The organism is Streptobacillus notomytis (genome assembly GCF_001902585.1).
Lineage (GTDB): Bacteria > Fusobacteriota > Fusobacteriia > Fusobacteriales > Leptotrichiaceae > Streptobacillus > Streptobacillus notomytis.
Genome location: NZ_LKKV01000112.1, coordinates 82,375 through 101,034, shown reverse-complemented (window position 1 = coordinate 101,034; position 18,660 = coordinate 82,375). Strand labels below are relative to the sequence as shown.

20 protein-coding genes are annotated in these 18,660 nt (G+C 24.6%); 4 read left to right on the top strand and 16 right to left on the bottom strand.

Features of this window, described 5'->3' with window-relative positions; translation table 11 throughout:
• The 4 genes from mgtE to BUE91_RS06055 form a co-directional block, all read left to right on the top strand.
• On the top strand, positions 1 to 1,036 hold a 1,036-nt coding region (mgtE, locus tag BUE91_RS06070; protein ID WP_073508284.1), incomplete at its 5' end, for a magnesium transporter.
• Between the two features lie 8 nt (positions 1,037 to 1,044).
• Positions 1,045 to 1,476 carry a hypothetical protein gene (locus BUE91_RS06065; RefSeq protein ID WP_066900146.1) on the top strand — a complete coding sequence of 144 codons (432 nt, stop codon included), beginning with the start codon at positions 1,045 to 1,047 and terminating at the stop codon, positions 1,474 to 1,476.
• Positions 1,469 to 2,140: a M48 family metallopeptidase gene (locus BUE91_RS06060; RefSeq protein ID WP_172793519.1), complete on the top strand. Its 672-nt coding sequence runs from the start codon at positions 1,469 to 1,471 to the stop codon at positions 2,138 to 2,140. The genes BUE91_RS06065 and BUE91_RS06060 overlap by 8 nt, the downstream gene beginning before the upstream one ends.
• Before the next feature lie 16 nt (positions 2,141 to 2,156).
• Positions 2,157 to 2,660, top strand: a complete 504-nt coding sequence (locus tag BUE91_RS06055) for a peptidylprolyl isomerase (RefSeq protein WP_066900144.1) — start codon at positions 2,157 to 2,159, stop codon at positions 2,658 to 2,660.
• 70 nt (positions 2,661 to 2,730) lie between these two features.
• Here BUE91_RS06055 and BUE91_RS06050 read toward each other — a convergent pair whose 3' ends face one another.
• The 16 genes from BUE91_RS06050 to BUE91_RS05975 form a co-directional block, all read right to left on the bottom strand.
• Positions 2,731 to 3,357, bottom strand: coding sequence for a deoxynucleoside kinase (locus BUE91_RS06050; protein WP_143605242.1), 627 nt, complete (start codon positions 3,355 to 3,357; stop codon positions 2,731 to 2,733).
• Positions 3,358 to 3,475: 118 nt separating this feature from the next.
• Positions 3,476 to 4,342, bottom strand: coding sequence for a tRNA 2-thiocytidine biosynthesis TtcA family protein (locus BUE91_RS06045; RefSeq protein ID WP_073508281.1), 867 nt, complete (start codon positions 4,340 to 4,342; stop codon positions 3,476 to 3,478).
• Between the two features lie 48 nt (positions 4,343 to 4,390).
• A complete protein-coding gene (coaBC, locus tag BUE91_RS06040) occupies positions 4,391 to 5,575 on the bottom strand; it encodes a bifunctional phosphopantothenoylcysteine decarboxylase/phosphopantothenate--cysteine ligase CoaBC (protein WP_073508280.1) in 1,185 nt (394 codons plus the stop codon).
• A gap of 387 nt (positions 5,576 to 5,962) precedes the next feature.
• A complete protein-coding gene (locus BUE91_RS06035) occupies positions 5,963 to 7,417 on the bottom strand; it encodes a bifunctional ADP-dependent NAD(P)H-hydrate dehydratase/NAD(P)H-hydrate epimerase (protein WP_073508279.1) in 1,455 nt (484 codons plus the stop codon).
• Complete coding sequence (gene galU, locus BUE91_RS06030; protein ID WP_073508278.1) at positions 7,414 to 8,307, bottom strand: UTP--glucose-1-phosphate uridylyltransferase GalU; 894 nt, start codon at positions 8,305 to 8,307, stop codon at positions 7,414 to 7,416. Before galU ends, BUE91_RS06035 begins: the two co-directional genes overlap by 4 nt.
• A 1-nt stretch (position 8,308) precedes the next feature.
• Positions 8,309 to 9,166, bottom strand: a complete 858-nt coding sequence (gene truB, locus BUE91_RS06025) for a tRNA pseudouridine(55) synthase TruB (RefSeq protein ID WP_073508277.1) — start codon at positions 9,164 to 9,166, stop codon at positions 8,309 to 8,311.
• 35 nt (positions 9,167 to 9,201) lie between these two features.
• Entirely contained in the window at positions 9,202 to 10,731 is a 1,530-nt protein-coding gene (locus tag BUE91_RS06020; protein WP_073508276.1) for a sensor histidine kinase, read from the bottom strand.
• Positions 10,718 to 11,392, bottom strand: a complete 675-nt coding sequence (locus BUE91_RS06015) for a response regulator transcription factor (RefSeq protein ID WP_066900130.1) — start codon at positions 11,390 to 11,392, stop codon at positions 10,718 to 10,720. The genes BUE91_RS06020 and BUE91_RS06015 overlap by 14 nt, the downstream gene beginning before the upstream one ends.
• An 18-nt stretch (positions 11,393 to 11,410) precedes the next feature.
• A complete protein-coding gene (locus tag BUE91_RS06010) occupies positions 11,411 to 12,730 on the bottom strand; it encodes a peptidase U32 family protein (protein WP_073508275.1) in 1,320 nt (439 codons plus the stop codon).
• A 9-nt stretch (positions 12,731 to 12,739) separates the two neighbouring features.
• The gene (gene dnaB, locus BUE91_RS06005; RefSeq protein ID WP_066900126.1) at positions 12,740 to 14,131 is read right to left on the bottom strand and encodes a replicative DNA helicase; all 1,392 of its coding nucleotides are present in this window, start codon (positions 14,129 to 14,131) and stop codon (positions 12,740 to 12,742) included.
• 10 nt (positions 14,132 to 14,141) lie between these two features.
• Positions 14,142 to 14,594 carry a 50S ribosomal protein L9 gene (rplI, locus tag BUE91_RS06000; protein ID WP_073508274.1) on the bottom strand — a complete coding sequence of 151 codons (453 nt, stop codon included), beginning with the start codon at positions 14,592 to 14,594 and terminating at the stop codon, positions 14,142 to 14,144.
• 11 nt (positions 14,595 to 14,605) lie between these two features.
• Positions 14,606 to 15,979, bottom strand: a complete 1,374-nt coding sequence (gene dnaX / locus BUE91_RS05995) for a DNA polymerase III subunit gamma/tau (protein WP_073508273.1) — start codon at positions 15,977 to 15,979, stop codon at positions 14,606 to 14,608.
• A 12-nt stretch (positions 15,980 to 15,991) separates the two neighbouring features.
• Positions 15,992 to 16,708 carry a hypothetical protein gene (locus BUE91_RS05990; protein WP_073508272.1) on the bottom strand — a complete coding sequence of 239 codons (717 nt, stop codon included), beginning with the start codon at positions 16,706 to 16,708 and terminating at the stop codon, positions 15,992 to 15,994.
• A complete protein-coding gene (locus tag BUE91_RS05985; RefSeq protein ID WP_066900119.1) occupies positions 16,708 to 17,535 on the bottom strand; it encodes a hypothetical protein in 828 nt (275 codons plus the stop codon). Before BUE91_RS05985 ends, BUE91_RS05990 begins: the two co-directional genes overlap by 1 nt.
• Positions 17,532 to 18,224, bottom strand: coding sequence for a pseudouridine synthase (locus BUE91_RS05980; RefSeq protein WP_066900117.1), 693 nt, complete (start codon positions 18,222 to 18,224; stop codon positions 17,532 to 17,534). Before BUE91_RS05980 ends, BUE91_RS05985 begins: the two co-directional genes overlap by 4 nt.
• 47 nt (positions 18,225 to 18,271) lie before the next feature.
• Complete coding sequence (locus tag BUE91_RS05975) at positions 18,272 to 18,640, bottom strand: hypothetical protein (protein ID WP_066900115.1); 369 nt, start codon at positions 18,638 to 18,640, stop codon at positions 18,272 to 18,274.
• Positions 18,641 to 18,660: the final 20 nt, after the last annotated feature.

Genomic DNA, 18,660 nt, shown 5'->3' with positions numbered 1-18,660 from the left:
AAAAAGTAAAGAAATCTTAGATAACATGAAACGTTCTGATGCAAATAAGATCAGATTACTTTTAGGTTATGCAGATGATACGGCTGGTGGGATAATGACCACACAATATATAGCTTTTAAAAAGAATTTAAAAATTAAAGATATTATGGAGAAAATAAAAATTATCGGTCCTAAAACAGAATACATAGAAACTATATTCGTATTAGACGAGGAGTCTAGATTATTTGGAGAAGCCGATTTAAGGGACATATTAATAGCATCTGATGATACAAAACTTGAAGAAATTACAGATGAAAATATTATTTATGTTGATCCATATTATGATCAGGAAAAAGTTGCACAAATAGTTTCAAGATATGGTTTAAAAGTTGTTCCTGTTGTAAATAGAAAAGGTAATATGCTTGGAATAATTACAATAGATGATGTTATTGATGTAATTAATGAAGAAAATACTGAAGATATCTTGAAAATGCACGGAGCAGGAGATGATGAAACGCTTGAAACAACTTTAAAAGATAGTGTTTTAAAAAGATTGCCATGGCTAGCTATAAACTTAATAACAGCATTTTTAGCATCATTTACAGTAGGACTATTTTCTAAAACAATTGATGCCGTAGTCGCACTTGCAGTTTCAATGCCTATAGTTTCTGGTATGGGTGGTAATGCAGGAACTCAAAGTTTAGCTGTTACAATAAGATCTATAGCTTTAGATGAAAGTGATAGCGAAGAGAGTTGGAAGATTTCAATTAAGTATATTTTACTTGGATTTATAAATGGGATTATTTTAGGAATGATATGTGCTATAGCGATATTTTTCTTTTACAAAAGTCTCTATTTAAGTTTAGTTATATTTTTAGCAATGATCGGAAATTGTGTTATAGCGTGCTTGGTCGGATACCTTATACCGGTCGGTCTAAAATTCGCTAGAATTGATCCAGCAATGGCTTCGGCTGTGGTACTAACAACAATAACAGATATATGTGGTTTCTTTTTATTCTTAGGTCTTGCAACATTATTTTTAGATAAATTAGTGTAGGTGAATAAATGTTTAATTTTATAATAATATTTTTTTTAACTAGTGTAATTTTTAATATTACTAAGAGAATTATTCAAAATTACAATGATAAATTTGAAAAAGTAGTGGGTATTAATAATGAGTTAATAATAACTAAAATAGATTTCTTTACGTTGAAAGATATATATGTTGATTTATTTAAAGTGAATGACATTTTAATTAATTCTCTTTCTTTTAATACCACTATTGAAGGATCTAAAATTAAGAAATTTAAGATAATAATAAATGTAGAAAATAAGATGATATTTGTTAATAAAAAGAACAATGTATTAAAAATAATTAAAGCTATTAAATTATTAGATGAAAATTTATATTACAAAGTTCTTGATAGAACAGTTTTTGCCTTTGATCCTGTTAGGTTTACTCTTGAAAAAGAGATGGAGGAAATTAATATTGATTGAAGAAATTTTAGGCTATGAGGTCGAAAGAAAAAAAGTAAAAAATATAAATCTTAGAATAAGAAGTGACTTATCTATATTTATTTCTGCACCAATTAATATAGATAAATATTATATAGAACAATTTATATTATCTAAAAAAAGTTGGATAGATAAAAATATAGCGAAAATTAAAGAATACAGGAAAAATATTCAAGATGAAACTTTGGAAAATGGAACAAAACTTAAGTTTTTAGGTGAGTATTTTACAATTGATATTATTAAGACTACTTTTGATAAAGTTGTTATTACAGATAATAAAATTATAATCAATACTAAGAGTGATGACTTTAGTTATAAGATGAAATTAATATCACAATTTTATTATAAAGAAGCTGAAAAATTATTTAAAAAGAGACTTTCTATGTATAAGTTAATAATGAACGAAAATATAGAAAGATTGATAATAAAAGAAATAAAAGGAAAATGGGGTTATTGTAAGCCAAGTGAGAAAACTATAGCATTAAATACTAAGTTGATAAAACGTTCTTTATTAGAAATTGATTATGTAATAATACATGAACTAGCACATTTAAAACATCCGAATCATAGTATTAATTTTTATAGACATGTTGAAAAATATATAAAAAACTATAAGGATGCTGAAAAAAAATTAAAATATAAATAATATAGGAGGAAAAAGTATGAAAATAAAAATAATTACAAATAAAGGTGATATAATATTAAATTTATTTGAAGAGTCAGCTCCAGTTACAGTTGCAAGTTTCATTAACTTAGTTAATCGTGGATTCTACAACGGATTAAAGTTTCATAGAGTAATAGAAGACTTTATGGCACAAGGTGGAGATCCTACTGGAACAGGAATGGGTGGTCCAGGATATGCATTTGGAGATGAAGTTTATAACGGATATATTTTTGATAAACCTGGATATTTAGCTATGGCAAATGCAGGACCTAATACTAATGGTTCACAGTTTTTCATTACAACAGTAGTAACAGAATGGTTAAATAATAGACATACTATATTTGGGGAAGTTAGTTCAGAAAATGATTTAAATATAGTTAAGTCTTTAGTGGCTGGAGATATAATGGAAAAAATTGAAATCATAGAAACAAATGAAGATTATCTAGGAAAAGTTGTGGATGTAATTGCAGAATTTAATAAAAAATTGGATAAATTAAAGTAGAGTAGAAGTCGTTTGACCGCTCAGTCTAACATGTATTTAATATAGAAAAAGCTATTCAAATGAATAGCTTTCATTTTACATTATTTTCCAGTTGAGATAATTTTTCGTCTATTAAATTTAATATATATTCTCTATCTTTTTCATTATTTACAAAATCAATTTCATCAACATTTATAGTAATTATTTCAGAAATATTATAATTTTTAAAATATTCTCTATAATGTCTATCTAAACTTTCCCAATAATATCTAGGTACAATTTGTTCATAATCTCTTCCTCTTTTTTTAATCTTAACAAGAGCAGAGTCTACAGAAGTTTCTAAATATATCATTAAAGCGGGTTTTTCAACATGTTCTAGCATGTTAAAAAGTAATTCTTCATACAATTCAAATTCTTCTTGAGTCATGTCACCATCCTCAACTAACATTTTAGAAAATATTACATCCCCATAAATAGATCTATCCATAACACATTTACCAAGTTTTGAAGCATTTTTAATTGCTTGAAATCTTTTATTTAAGAAAAAGATTTGCAATGGAAAAGACCATCTTTTTCTATCATAGTAATATTTATCAAGAATAGGATTATCAATAACAGGTTCTTCATATAGCACAGAATCATATTTCTCTGCTAAAATTTTCCCTAAAGATGATTTACCTACACCTACAACACCATCAACACAAATTATTCCCTTCATTATACACTCCTTAATTTTTAATTTTTTAAAATAACTATTATAATAATCTTCATGCATTATATTTACTCCTACAGATATATTTAAATAAATTATACCACAATAATGTCGTAAAACAAATTTATTTTTTATTTAAATTATATTCATCTAAATAAGAAAAATAATCTTTTTTAAATTTAAATCCAAGTATTTTTTCAATATTTACATTGAAAGTAGATGAGAGTATCTTTTTTTTGATATTTGGATTTAAAATAGATAGTTGTTTAATTAATTCTTTAGTTTCACGCCTTTTACTTGATGTTTTTTCTGCAGCAACGGTACAGCCGCAATTCATGGCTTGAATGCCATTATTTTTTACAAATTTAATAATATTTTTTTCTTCAACATAAAATAGTGGTCTAATTAATTCAATATCAAAATTATCGGACTTTAATTTTGGAAGCATAGTTTCAAATTTTCCCATATAAAACATTGACATTAGAGTAGTTTCAATAACGTCATCTAAATGATGTCCTAAAGCTAATTTATTACAACCAAGTTCTACAGCTTTTGAATATAGCGATCCACGACGCATTTTAGAACACATATAGCAGGGGTAATCTTTAGCAATTTTACCTGCTATATCAAAAATGTTATCATTATATATATGGCAGGGTATATTTAAATGATTTAAATTTGATTTTAAATTATCAAGATTAGGTTGATTAAATCCAGGGTTCATAGCAATAAAAACTATCTCAAATTTAGTTTTAGAAGCTCTTTTTAGCTCTTGAAATAGTTTGGCAAGCAATAATGAATCTTTACCCCCAGATATAGCAACAGCGATCTTATCGTTTTCTTTTACTAGATCAAAATCTTTTAAAGATTTAATAAAAGGCGACCACAATAGCTCCCTATATTTTTTCTGTATGCTTTTTTCAATGACTTCGATAGGTTGTAGTGGAACATCTGAAATTATTAAAGGGCAATTGGTTTGACCTAAAGACATGTTATCTCTCCTCTTTTTTCTAATTATACATAAGATATATTATCGGACTTAATTTATAATATTAAATAAAATTTCTTTAGCTACAAAATCTTTAGTGTTTTCATCAATTTCAATTTCATTTTTATTTCTATCATAAATAAAAACTTTATTATTATCAGAATTAAAACCTATATACTTATTAGATATATCATTTAAAATTATGTAATCTAAATCTTTGTTTACTAATTTTATTTTTGCATTTTCTTTTATATTTTCACTTTCAGCTGCAAATCCAATCAATTTAAACCTTCTTGGCTTAATTTTTGATATTTCCTTTAATATATCAACATTTAATTCTAATTCCAATCTTAAATCTTTTAATTGATTTTTTTTGATTTTGTTATTTGAATAGTTTTTGATTTTAAAATCAGATACTGCTGCAACCATGAAAATATAATCTGCTTCATCTATATTATTTAATAAAACAGTATGCATTTCATTTGCATTTTCTACATAAATTATTTTTGAAACACCGTTTGGGACTTTTAAATCTCGTTTTGTACTTATCAATATAACGTCTGCACCTTGTAATGCCGCCTGTTTAGCTAATGAATATCCCATTTTACCACTTGATTTGTTTGTAATATGTCTAACAGGATCTATATTTTCTGTAGTACCGCCTGCTGTAATAATTATTTTTTTACCCTTAAAATTTTCTGTTTTTTCTATGTTAAATACTATATGGTCAACTATAACATCAACATCAGGCAATTTCCCTATTCCAAAATCTCCACAAGCAAGTAATCCCGTTATCGGTTGGATTATATTATATCCATGTTTTAGAAGATTATTTAAATTGGTTTGTAATATAAGGTTCAAATACATTCTTGTATTCATAGCTGGAAAAATAATTACTTTTTTAGGTTCGCATACAGCTAAAAATGTAGATAAAAAATCATCAGCAATACCATTTGAAAGCTTCCCGATAATATTATATGTTGCTGGAATAATACAAACTAAATCAGCGTTTTTAGCCATTTCAATGTGTGAAACAGAAGTTTCATCTTTATCAAACATATTTATATAGACTTTATTTCCTGTCAATGTCTGAAATAATAATGGTGAAATAAGCTTTGAAGCATTTTTCGACATTATAACACTAACATTATAGTTATTTTTCTTTAATTTAGAACAAACATCTAACGCCTTATAGCACGCTATTCCTGAAGTAACTCCTATTACAATGTTTTTCATACCATCACCTCTTGATAAATTATACAATATTAATTTTTAAAATTCAATTGTAAGTTTATTTTTATGAAGTATCGTTTATCCAATTTAATTCACAAAAACCTTTTATCTTATGTGTAAAAGTGTTTACTCCTAGAAGTAAACAAGTAAATGCAATGTATTTTGAACAAATACAAAAATTATGATATTCACTTTGCTTTACGTTATTCACATTATATAGTTTTGGTTAATTTTATTGTGTTTTATTTTTGAAACTTCATTTAATTCCTGTTATACTTACGTTACAAGTATCCTGAATTGTTGATTTTTAAAGGCGTGCACTATGTTGCGTTTTTAAAACAAATATAGAGCTGTTATTTTGGCATAAAAAAAACACCTTTATTTAAGGTGTTAATCAAATATTTCTTTCATATATTTACTAATATTATTCACAATATCACTAGGATTGATTATATATTGCTCTTTTCTTAATTCATCTGCTATGTATCCATGCAAATAAGTTGCTATTATAGCTGATTTTTTTAAAGTATAGCCTTGAGCATTGATTGATGCAACCATTCCCGTTAATACATCTCCCATACCAGCATTTGCCATATACGGATTTCCTGTATCTATAATATACACATCTTTTCCATCGGAAATATATGTGTTTTTTCCCTTAAGTAATAATGTAGTTTTATTTTTCCTTGTATAATCTAATACAGCATCAACAGGATTTTTTAATATATAATCTAGATCCATGTTACTAATTCTTGAAAATTCTCCAGCATGAGGTGTTAAAAGCGTTTTTTCTACATTATTAAAAGATATACTACTATTTAGTCCTCCTGCATCTATTACCATATATTTATTATCTTTATACTCTTCAATTATATTATATACATACTCATTAAAAATCATTCCTGGACCAATAGCTATAGTAGTTGCCATATCTAATTTATTAACTTCTCTTTCAAATATTACCTCAGGAACATTTTTAATGACATCTTCTATTCCTTTATAGTCCGATAATAAATAAGTGTATCCACTTCCACATTTTACGCATGATTTAACAGCCAATTCTGATGCACCATAATAATTTTCAGAGCCTGAAACTATATATGTTTTTCCATAATTAGTTTTATTATCTTCTTCTTTTCTTTTTATTTCCATATCTTTTATGTCAGATTTCTCTATTAAATATATATTTGAAAATTTTTTTAATTCATCATTAGGCATAACAATATTTGTTATTACTTCTATTTCACCAGTATTAATTCTACTATTATAATTTAAAAATCCCTGTTTATATGTCATAATACTTAATGTTTTGTCAGCCTCTATACAAGCTCCATAAGTGTTTCCATATTTAGAATCAAGTCCAGAAGGTATATCTATGCTATAAACTTTAAATTGAGATAGTATTTTATATTTATTTACTTTATATATTATTTCTTTTATATCTCTAGGCAATTCTTTATTTAACCCTGTACCAAAAATAGCATCAATAACAACTTCTGTTTTTTGTAAATAAAAATCTAATTTATTAATATCTTCAATTATTCTTATTCCTAATAATTTACATCTTCTTATATTTTTTTCACATTCTCTGCTATAATAATTACTTTTTAATTTAAAAACTATTACTTCTTTATTATTAGCATGCAACATTCTTGCTAAAGCATAACCATCTCCACCATTATTACCAAAACCTGCTATAATTAAATATGTTTCATAATTTTTATCTAAACTTTCATATAGCTTATATACTACATTTTCCATCAATAAATCTTTATTAATTTCATATTGAGTTTCTATATAATCATCTATTTTTTGAGTGGTTAAGTAATCTCCGACTATTTTCATAATTCTACCTTTAGTTCTTTTAGATACTCTTTTATTTTATCTTTTAATTCTGGATGTCTTAATCCAAATTCTACATTAGCTTTAAACATTCCAAATTTATCTCCTGTATCGTATCTTAATCCTTCAAATTCATAAGAATAAAGTTTAGAATCACCTTTTTGAGCCATTTTTAATATAGCAGGTGTTAATTGTATCTCAAAATCAACAGGTTTTTCTTCTTTTAAATATTTAAATATTTGTGGTTCTAAAATATATCTACCTAAAGCTGCAAACTCACTTGGAGCGTCTTCAATATTTGGTTTTTCAATAAAATTTTCAATTTCATATGTGTTATTATCTACTTTTTTACCCTGTTTAATTATTCCATATTTATTTAAATCTTTTTTAGGTACCTTTTGTACTCCTATAAAACTTCCCCCAGCATTTTTTTCATATGCTTCTATTAACTGTTTTGATACTGGAATTTCTCCTTTTTTCTTATCTGTATAAATTATATCATCACCTAATAATATTAAAAAAGGTTCATTTGCAACAAAAGATTCTGCACATGATATTGCATGTCCAAGACCTAAAGGTAATTTTTGTCTAACATAATACATATTAATCATTTTAGAAATATTTTGTACCTCATTAAACAATTTTTCCTTACCTTTTTCTTTTAATATAGCTTCTAACTCATAAGAATAATCAAAATGATTTTCTATAGACTGTTTATTTCTTCCAGTAATTATTAAAATTTCTTGTATACCACTTTCTATAAGTTCTTCTACTAAATATTGTAATGCTGGTTTATCTACAATACTTAACATTTCTTTAGGTTGTGCTTTAGTAGCAGGTAAAACTCTCGTACCAAGACCTGCTGCAGGTATAATTGCTTTACGAACTTTCATATTACTTCAACTCCTTAAAATATTTACTTCTTTTTATATAGTAAGTATATCCCATTTTTTGTTTAATTTCTACTATACCTACAAAAATATCATTAAAGTATATCTTTAAATATTTATCATTTTCATCTATATTTTTAAGTTCAATAATCTTTGTCATACCGTTATATAATTGATTATATAAAGTTTCATCTACCTCAATTTTTTTATAATCAAATATTTTATCTACTGAAATTTTTTTATTTACATCATCAAAAGAAAAATTATTTATTTTTTCTCTAACTAATTTAGTCATAGTTGAATAAGTGTTTAAATCTCTACCTATATCTCTAACAAGTGATCTAATATATGTACCACTACTTACATCTGTTCTAAAAGAAATTATATTACTAGAAAAAGATATATCATAAATATTTGTTATTTCTATTTCTCTTCCTTCTAATTCAATTTCAATACCTTTTCTAGCCAAATCATATAGTTTAACGCCATTTTTTTTAATTGCAGAAAACATAGGTGGAATTTGTTTGAATTTACCTATATATTTTTTTATAACATTTTCTATATCATTTAATTTAATATCAATTTTAGAATCAATTTTATTAGTTACTTCACCTTCTAAATCAAATGTATTAGTTTCATAACCAAGTTCCATTTCTACATAATAGGTTTTAGAATGTTTCATTAAATAATTTGAAAATTTTGTAGCATCATTTGCCATAACTATCATTAATCCTTCTGCCATAGGATCAAGTGTTCCAGCATGTCCAATTTTTTTTATATTCATTTCTCTTCTAATTTTTTGTATATATGAAAAAGAAGTTATATTCTTTGGTTTATTTAATATTAATATAAAATCGTCCATTTTCCTCCTTTTAAAAAATAGGCAATATATATTGCCTATTTTTTTGAAATACCTTTTATAATTATTGTAATTTTTGTACCAACATTAACTTTTGATTCAATTCTATAAAGATGATTTTGAATTTCAAGTATTCTTTTAAAAATAGATAATCCTAATCCATAACCACCAGTTTTTTTGTTACGAGATTCATCTACTCTATAAAATCTATCAAATATTTTTTCAATTTCATCTTCTTTAATTCCATATCCTTCATCTCTAACTATAAACATTCCAGTATTATTTTTTTTATCATATATACTTGAAATATATACATTAGAATTTTCTGGAGAATATTTTAAACCATTTTCTATTATTATTCTAAGTGATTGTAATAATAGGTTCTCATCAGAAACAAACTTAAATGATTCATTCTTTTCTATAACGACTTTTTTATTTTGACTAACCAGTCTATAATCTGATTCTATTTGATTTAAAATTTTAGATGAATTAATAGAAACTTTATTTAACATCTTTATATTATTTTCATCTCCACGAGATAAAAACAATAAAGATGTAATTAATCTAGTCATATTTTCACTTTCTTTTACTATAGAATCTGTTGATTCAATTAATAATTCATTTCTAGGATTTTCTTTTTCTTCATCTGTAAATGATTTAATGTATCTTCTATTAATAAGTTCAGCATAACCCTTTATTATTGAAATAGGCGTTCTAAGTTCATGTGAAACATCAGAAATAAATCGTGATTGTTTATCAAATGTAAGATTTATTTTATCCAGCATTTCATTTATTATATTCGTAAGATCAAATAATTCATCTCTAACTTCAGGATATATAATTCTACGTGATAAATCACCGCGTGAAATTTCCTTTGAAGTATTAATAATATTTATTATAGGTTTTAAAATTCTATTACTAATTTCCCTTGAAGTTAAAAATATTAAAATTAATCCTGATAAAGAACTTAATAAAAATAATATTTTTAAAGTGTTAATAGTTTTAATATGTTGATCAATATTTTTTAATACATATACTTCAAATATAGCTCCTTTAATATTTTTAGTAAGTTTAACAACAGAAAAGTTTGAGGTTATTGTAGAATTATTTTTTAATGCTATCATTTTAGGAATAAGCATATTAGAATTAATATTACTGAAAGTCCTATTTAAATTATCATTATTAATAGTAAAATCAAAGGTATTTAATGCTATCACATCTAAATCATTTTTAGCGACTATATGGACTATATATTTAAAGTCTTCCTCTCCTGGATTAAATGGTTTAGGATACACTATACTTTGATCTTTAATAACAGGTTCAAATTTTAATTTTAACTTCTTTTCATTATACTTATTAATATAATCCTCAATTCTAGTAAAATATGAATTTATTTCATTTACTTTAGTACTATATTGTGAAATTAAAATATTGTTATGTTGCCTGTTTAATATAAAAAACAGGATTACTGTTGAAAATATTGTAATAAAAATAAATACAAAACTAAATGTAACTGTAATTCTATTTTTTATTCCAAATAGTTTTTTTAAATCATTATTTGAATACAAATCCTATACCTCTTTTTGTTTGAATGAATTTTCTTGAATAAGGTTTATCTATTTTATCTCTTAAATATTTAATATATAGATCTAAAATATTATTGTTTCCAATTTGATCAAATCCCCATACTTCTTCTAATATATTATCTCTACTTAAAACTACACCTTTATTTAAGACTAAATAGTCTAATAAGTCGAATTCTTTTTTAGAAAGTTGAATTAATTCTCCATCTCTGTATACTTCATGAGCGGTGTATGATATTTTTAAATCTTCAAATATAAAATCTTCTCTCTTTTTATTTTTAATACTTGAACGTCTTAATAGAGCCTTTATTCTAGCTATTAATTCTTCATTTGAAAAAGGTTTTGTAATATAATCATCTGCACCATAATCAAATGATATAACCTTATCTGTTATTTGATCTTTAGCAGTCAAAAATATTATCGGAACATCAGAATCTTCTCTAATTCTTTTACATATTTCAAATCCATTCATTTTTGGTAACATTACATCTAATAATATTAAATCAAAATGATTGTATTTAGCAGCTAGCAAACCTTCCTTACCATCATTTTCAATTTGTACATCAAAACCTTCAAATTTTAATTCTACTTCTATGATTCTAGAAATTTTTACATCATCTTCTATGATTAAAATCTTTTCCTTCACTTTAAAATATCCTTTCTGCTATTTATTTTTACCACAAGAACATTGTTTAGGAACAAATCCACTTTCCGATTGATCGGTATGTGATATATCCATATCTGAATCTGATACTCCCTCTGGTAATTTTACTCTAATTAAATCAAGTTCTCCCATTTCAACATCAGTTTCAATAATTGCAATTGTATTAGGATGAACTATTTCTTCAAATTCTTCTGTTTTTGTATTTAAAAAACCATTAAGTCTAAATTTTATAGGGTCTTGGTTAGGTCTTATTAATTCAAGCTCTACTTCAGATGCTATAATCCTATTTCTAATTTGTACTTTATATTTATTTGAATCAACCTTTTCTAATACATTTGCGACTAGTTGGTAAGTTTGTGAATAAGATGAACTAGTATTATAGTTTTGATCAAATTCATTTGTTGAACCAAAGAAAAATCCTGATGAATATAGTCTATGACTTATTGTTTGTAATTCATATAACCATTTTGGATTATATTTATAATTTCCTGAATAATATAAATCTATTGCTTCTCTATATTGTTTAGTAACTGTTGAATTATAGTAAATAGATTTCATTCTTCCTTCTATTTTTAAAGAATCTACTCCAGCTTCTAAAATCTTATCTATAAATTCTATAGTACATAAATCCTTTGCATTAAATATGAAAGTTCCACCTTCATCTTCTATTATATCATGTGCTCCAGTTTCTTCATGTCCTTCTGCTATTACCTTATAATTCCATCTACAATCTTGAGCACAAATACCTCTGTTTGCATCTCTTGATGTAAAATAATTACTTAGTAAACATCTTCCAGATACAGCCATACACATAGCTCCATGTATAAATACTTCAAGTTCTATATCTGGCACTTTTTCTTTTATTTGTTTGATTTCATGTAATGACATTTCTCTTGCAAGAATAACTCTTGTAGCACCCATATCTCTATAAGCCTTAACTGTCATCCAGTTTGTAGCATTAGCCTGTGTACTTACATGTATTTCTAAATTTGGTGCATGTTCTCTTACTTGTTGTATTATTCCTAAATCTCCAACTATTACTGCATCTACTTTTGCTTTTTCTAAAAATTTAATAAATTTAGGAATGTAGTTAACTTCCTGATTATGTGCAAAAATATTTAATGTTACATAAATCTTCTTGCCTAAAGAATGGGCATATTCCACGGCTTCTATTAATTGTTTATCTGTAAAATTTGCACTCATTCCCCTTAAATTAAATCCTCTTCCACCTATATATACTGTATCTGCTCCAAAATGAAAGGCAGCTTTTAATTTCTCCATGTTACCAGCAGGGGCAAGTAGCTCTACTTTTTTTATCATTATTCCTCCTTATTCTGATTCCGTTTGTTCTGTATAATATTTATGTTCAAATTCAGGAGTAGGGTTTAAAAACGTTTGTTTAGACTTTTCAAATAATAACACCATACTTCCAGTTTGTCCATTTCTGTGTTTTGCAAGCAATAACTCAATAGGAAATAAATTTTTTTGTACTTCAGCTATATTATTTTTTCTTGCTTGATGATATTCTGGATTAAAAATAAATAATACTTGGTCTGCATCTTGCTCAATAGAACCTGATTCTCTTAAATCAGATAAAATAGGTCTTTTATCCTCACGTGAATCAACTTTTCTTGATAATTGAGATAATGCAAGTATAGGTACATTTAATTCTTTAGCCAATAATTTTAATCCTCTTGAAATCTCAGATATTTCTTGTTCTCTACTACCTGTTCTTGAATTTCCTTGTATTAACTGAAGATAATCAATAATTATTAGACCAATATCGTCACCTTCTCTTTGTATATTTCTACATGTATTTTTAATATTAGAAATAGTTGGAGTTGCTCCTGCATCAATTAATATCTTCATTTTTGCTAATTTATCTAATGCTTGGCTATAATTTTGCATAATTTCAGTATTACTAATAAAATTAAGTTCCTTAATTTTTTCTAAATCTATCTTTCCTACAATAGAAATTAATTTTTTTAATAATTCATCTTCACCCATTTCCAAACTAAAAATTAAAACTTTCTTACCACTCTCAGCAACATTTAAACCAATATTTAATGATAAGGTTGTTTTACCAACAGATGGTCTTGCTGCAAGTATAATTAAATTACCCGGATGTAAACCTTTTGTTATTTCATCATACCTTCTATATTTTGTTTTAATTTTTGTTTCTTCCAATGGATTTTCTTTTAAAAATTTTATTCTATCAAATTCTTTGTATACTAATGAATCTATTCTAATAACACCATTATTAGTAGCATCATTATATAATTTACTTATTTCAAGCTGTGAATTTTCTAATATATTTTTTGAATCAATATTATTATATAGCTGTTCATTAATATTTCTAGATAAATCTAATAATTTTCTTTTTTTTGAATACTCAAGTATAGTATCTAAATAAATTAAAGCATTTGCAGAAGAATACGCTGATTCAACTAAATTAAGTAAATAGTCTAAACCACCAATTTTTTCAAGTTTATTCTGTGTTTTAAGTATTTCACTTAAAACATATATATCTAAATCTAAATTATCTTTTTCATCAACATATTTTAACATAGCTTCATAAACTAATCTATTATTTACTGAATAAAAATCACTAGGTTTTAATGATAATGTGATTTCACTTAATAAATTTGGATCAATTAAAATAGAACCTAAAATTGATTGTTCAAAATGTATATTATGTAAGGTATTGTCAAATTTTTCCATTTAATATCACCTATAGACTTATGACATTAACTTTTAAAATTGCTTTTATATCTGCATAAAGTTTAATTTCAACATTGTGAAGACCTATTGATTTTAATCTAGCATCATTACCGATTTTCTTTTTATCTATTTCAACTTTAAGTTGTTCTTTAACAGCCTCTTCTATTTCTTTAGCACCTAAAGAACCGAAAACTTTTCCATCTTTTCCAAGTTTAACCTTTAGTGTTACAGTATTTTTTTCTAAAATTTCTTTTATTTCATTTGCTTTTTTAACTTCTTTTTCTATATTCTTAGAAATTTTATTCTTTTTACTCTCAAGTTTATTTATATTTTCATGTGTTGCAGGAACAGCTTTATTTTGTGCAAATAAAAAGTTATTTGCATATCCATCTTTTACTTCAATTATTTCATCTTTTTTTCCTACACCTTTTATATTTTCTTTTAAAATTACCTTTACTTTCATTTATAATCTCCTTACTTTTCTACAGCATTAAATATAGACATTATTTTATTTTTTATTTCTTCATCAAATTCTTCTTTTTCATCAATTGAACCTTCAATCAACAAATTGTATTTAAACCCGAATTTTTTTTCAAGTTCTTTTTCAAGAAAATCTATACTATTTTCTGAATTTAAATATCTGAAATAATAATTAGAACTGTCATTTATTATTGTAATATTATTACTTTGAACAGAAATTTTTGTATCTTTTATTAAATTATAGTACCTTTGTCTACCTAGTTCATGTAAATGTTTAATAAAAATCTGCCATTTTTCTGTACTAAATTTAGGTTCTGAATTATTATTCATTTGAATTGGGGCAATATTTATAGTCCTATCATTATTTTTTAGAATTTTATTTATTATTATATATGCCAACAATCTTTTATCTTCTTCATGCTTATATTTAACTAATATTTCTAAAATATTTGAAATAATATTAATTTTAATTTCTAAATCAATATTTTGTTGTTTAATATATTTACAAAAATCTCTTAAAAATTGGTCAATTTGAATACCTTCAACCCATAATTTATCTATAAATGATATCAATTCATCTTTTTTGTTATCTAGTATAAGAGTTGTAAAATTATTATAAAATACTTTAGATACAACACCTAATGCTTTTTCAGTTTTATCTATAGTTATTTCATCTTCGTTATAATAATTTGAAGTTACTTGTTCAAATATAGAAAAGGAATCTCTTGCAGATCCCTCTGATTTAGAATAAATTAATTCTAAACTTTCAGTATCAATATTAATATTTTCATTTTCAGCAACTTTTCTTAACATACTAATTATGTCATTTTCACTAATAATTTTAAAATCATATCTTTGACAACGAGAAATAACCGTATCAGGTATCTTCTCAATTTCTGTTGTAGCTAAAATAAAAATAATATGTTTAGGTGGTTCCTCTAATATTTTAAGCAATGCATTAAATGCTTCCTTTGTTAACATATGAACTTCATCTATTATGTATACTTTTTTTCTACATTTAACTGGCAAATATCCTGTACTTTCTTTTAAATCTCTAATTTCATCTATACCTCTATTTGATGCTGCATCTATTTCAATGATATCTCCAGCTATTCCTTTAGTAATTTCTTTACAATTTTCACAAGAATCACAAGGATTAGATGTAATTGCAACATTACAATTTACACCTTTTGCAATCAATCTAGCAATAGTAGTTTTACCAACTCCACGTGGACCATTAAATAAATAGGCATGTGATAATTTATAATTATCTAAACTATTTTTTATTGCTCTTACTATATGTTCTTGTCCGTATAACTCAGAAAAATTTTGAGGTCTGTATTTTCTATATAATGTTATATTATCCATTTTTCCTCTCCTCTATAGAACAACTTTCAATACTTTTTTCTGATCATCAGTTAAATAATTAATGACAATATTTTTTCTAACAGCCTTATCAAAAAGAGTAATATAACTGCCTTTATTTTCTTCTGGTTCCATTATATAATCTCCCTTTTGTAAATATTCTTCTAAAGCTGATATACTTTCTTTAAGTCTATAAATTAGTCCTAATTGTTTTTCTAAAAATTCTAAATCTATTACAGTTAATAATTCTGAACCTATTTTTTTCATTTCATTTATAACATTATTGTCAACTAATAAATAAAAAATATTTTCAAGCCCTATAGAAAATCCAACTATTGATTTTTTTTCACTTCTTAGATTATAGTTAATTTCCGATATTAAAATATTTATCAATACATCTTCATATTCATCTTCTTTTTTTTCAAAATCATCAAAATTAACATCATTTAATTTATAAAGATAATCTCTAACTAATCTTTTCATTCCTTTAGTATAATTTTTAGATTTATAGTTGTGGAAGTATCCATTAGTTAATTCAGCAATTAAGTAATAGAAAAATGTTTCATAATTCCCTATTTCTCCTTCAGTATCCTCAAATCCAATATATTCTAAAACAGCAGCTTTTAAATCTTTATTATATGCATCTACCGCATTTTTATATACTTCATATTCAATGTTAAATAATTTAGCAAAATTATGTAATTTTTCATATTCTATATTTAAATTTTCCATTATTTAATATTTCCTTTCAATAATTTCAAAAATTCTTTAGAAGTCGTTATTTCATCCATATTATCTTTAACTCTTGGATTAATCTTTTTATAAATAAACATATGTAATTGTTTTATAAATTCAAAATAGTAAATGTCTTTTCTATCAAATAATAGTAATAACAACATTATCATTTCAATTATAGTTAAATCAATACCGTTAATTAAAGTAGAACCCTTTAATTTGAATTGTTTTAATAAAGTAGTCTCTATAGGAACTTTAACCAAATCTAAAACAAATTTAGAACTTAAATTCGTAGTCATCTTTAAAGGACTTTCATCAATAGTAAACACACTTCCAATATCAGTTAAATTTATTATTAAATCTATATTATTTAATCTTTCTATATCAAGAAAATTTTTAAAATAATCTCCTTTTTCAAGTTTGATTATATTATTTTGTTTTATAGATGCTAAATGCAACTTACCAATTTCAATTTCTTTCAATGCTTCGTATATAGCATTAAAATATTCATTAGTTTCAAGTATCAATATATTTGAATTTTCAACCTTAAAATTTGAATATTTAAGTAATTCTTTGAATGCTAATTTCTTTAAAAATATTTTTTGAGTCAAATCATCTTTTTTAAAAATAAAATCATATTTATTTTTTAAATTGTCTTCAAAAAATACAGCATCATATTCTTCCAAATATTCCTCACAATTTTTAGATTTATATTCAATATGATATAATTCAGAATTTAAATTCTTAACTTCCTTAATTCTATTATGTAGTAATTTATAAATTTCAAAATTATTTTTATTACCCAAATAAGCTATTTTTTTCATAATAACCCCTTCAATTCTTCTGTTGTAAGTTCTCTATAATCTCCTAATTTTAAATTTTCATCTAATATTAAAGAACCCATAGAAATTCTTTTAAGATATATAACTTCATTTCTTACAGCCTTAAACATACGTTTAACTTGATGAAATTTACCTTCCATTATAATTATATACAATTTATTATCATCAATTTTAATTATTTTAGAAGGCTTTGTAATTATACCTTCTCCTATATCTATTCCATTTTCAATATTTTTTATATCAACACTTGAAATAGCTAAGCTTAATTCAACATAATATTTTTTCTCAACATGTTTTTTAGGCGAGAGTAAGTTATGTGCTAATTCACCATCATTTGTTAAAAGTAATAATCCTTCTGTATCAATATCCAATCTACCGACAGGAAATAATTTATATGTTTTAAAATCTGTAATTAAATCTAAAACTGTTTTTTGTTTATTATCATCAGTTGCACTTATATAACCTTTTGGCTTATTTAACATAATATATCTAAATTTAGTGTAACTAATTATATTATTTTCATATTTAATAACATCTTTTACTTCATCAATTTTAATATCAGCTGACATTGCAATTTTATCATTAACAAATATTTTTTTAGCTTTAATAATATCTCTAACTTCTTTTCTAGTTCCTACTCCACTATTGGCTAAAAATTTATCTAATCTCATATATTTCCCTTTATGTAAAAGGGATGCAACAAATGCATCCCCTAGTTTTAAATTTCAAAATACCCTGGCTTTGATGACTTACATTTTTCAATTAAATATTCTATTAAAGTCTGAAATTCCTTGTTAGAATCCTTATCGTATATATCCGGTAAATTCTCAAAACTTTGATTTTTTACTATATATTTTTTTACTATATCTTTTTTTTCTCTAAATTCACTATTTTTAGTAGATAATTTAACTCCCTTTTCATCAACTTTATCAAAATCAACAGAAAGAATTTTAGAATTTTTCACAATAATTCTCATTGTTAATATATAGCCATCTTTTTTATAAATTGCTTCGTACTTCCCATCATTATAATTTGAAAAAGATGTAATTCCAATAATAGTTAAAACCATTAACAAAAATCTTTTCATGAATATCATCCTCCTATTCG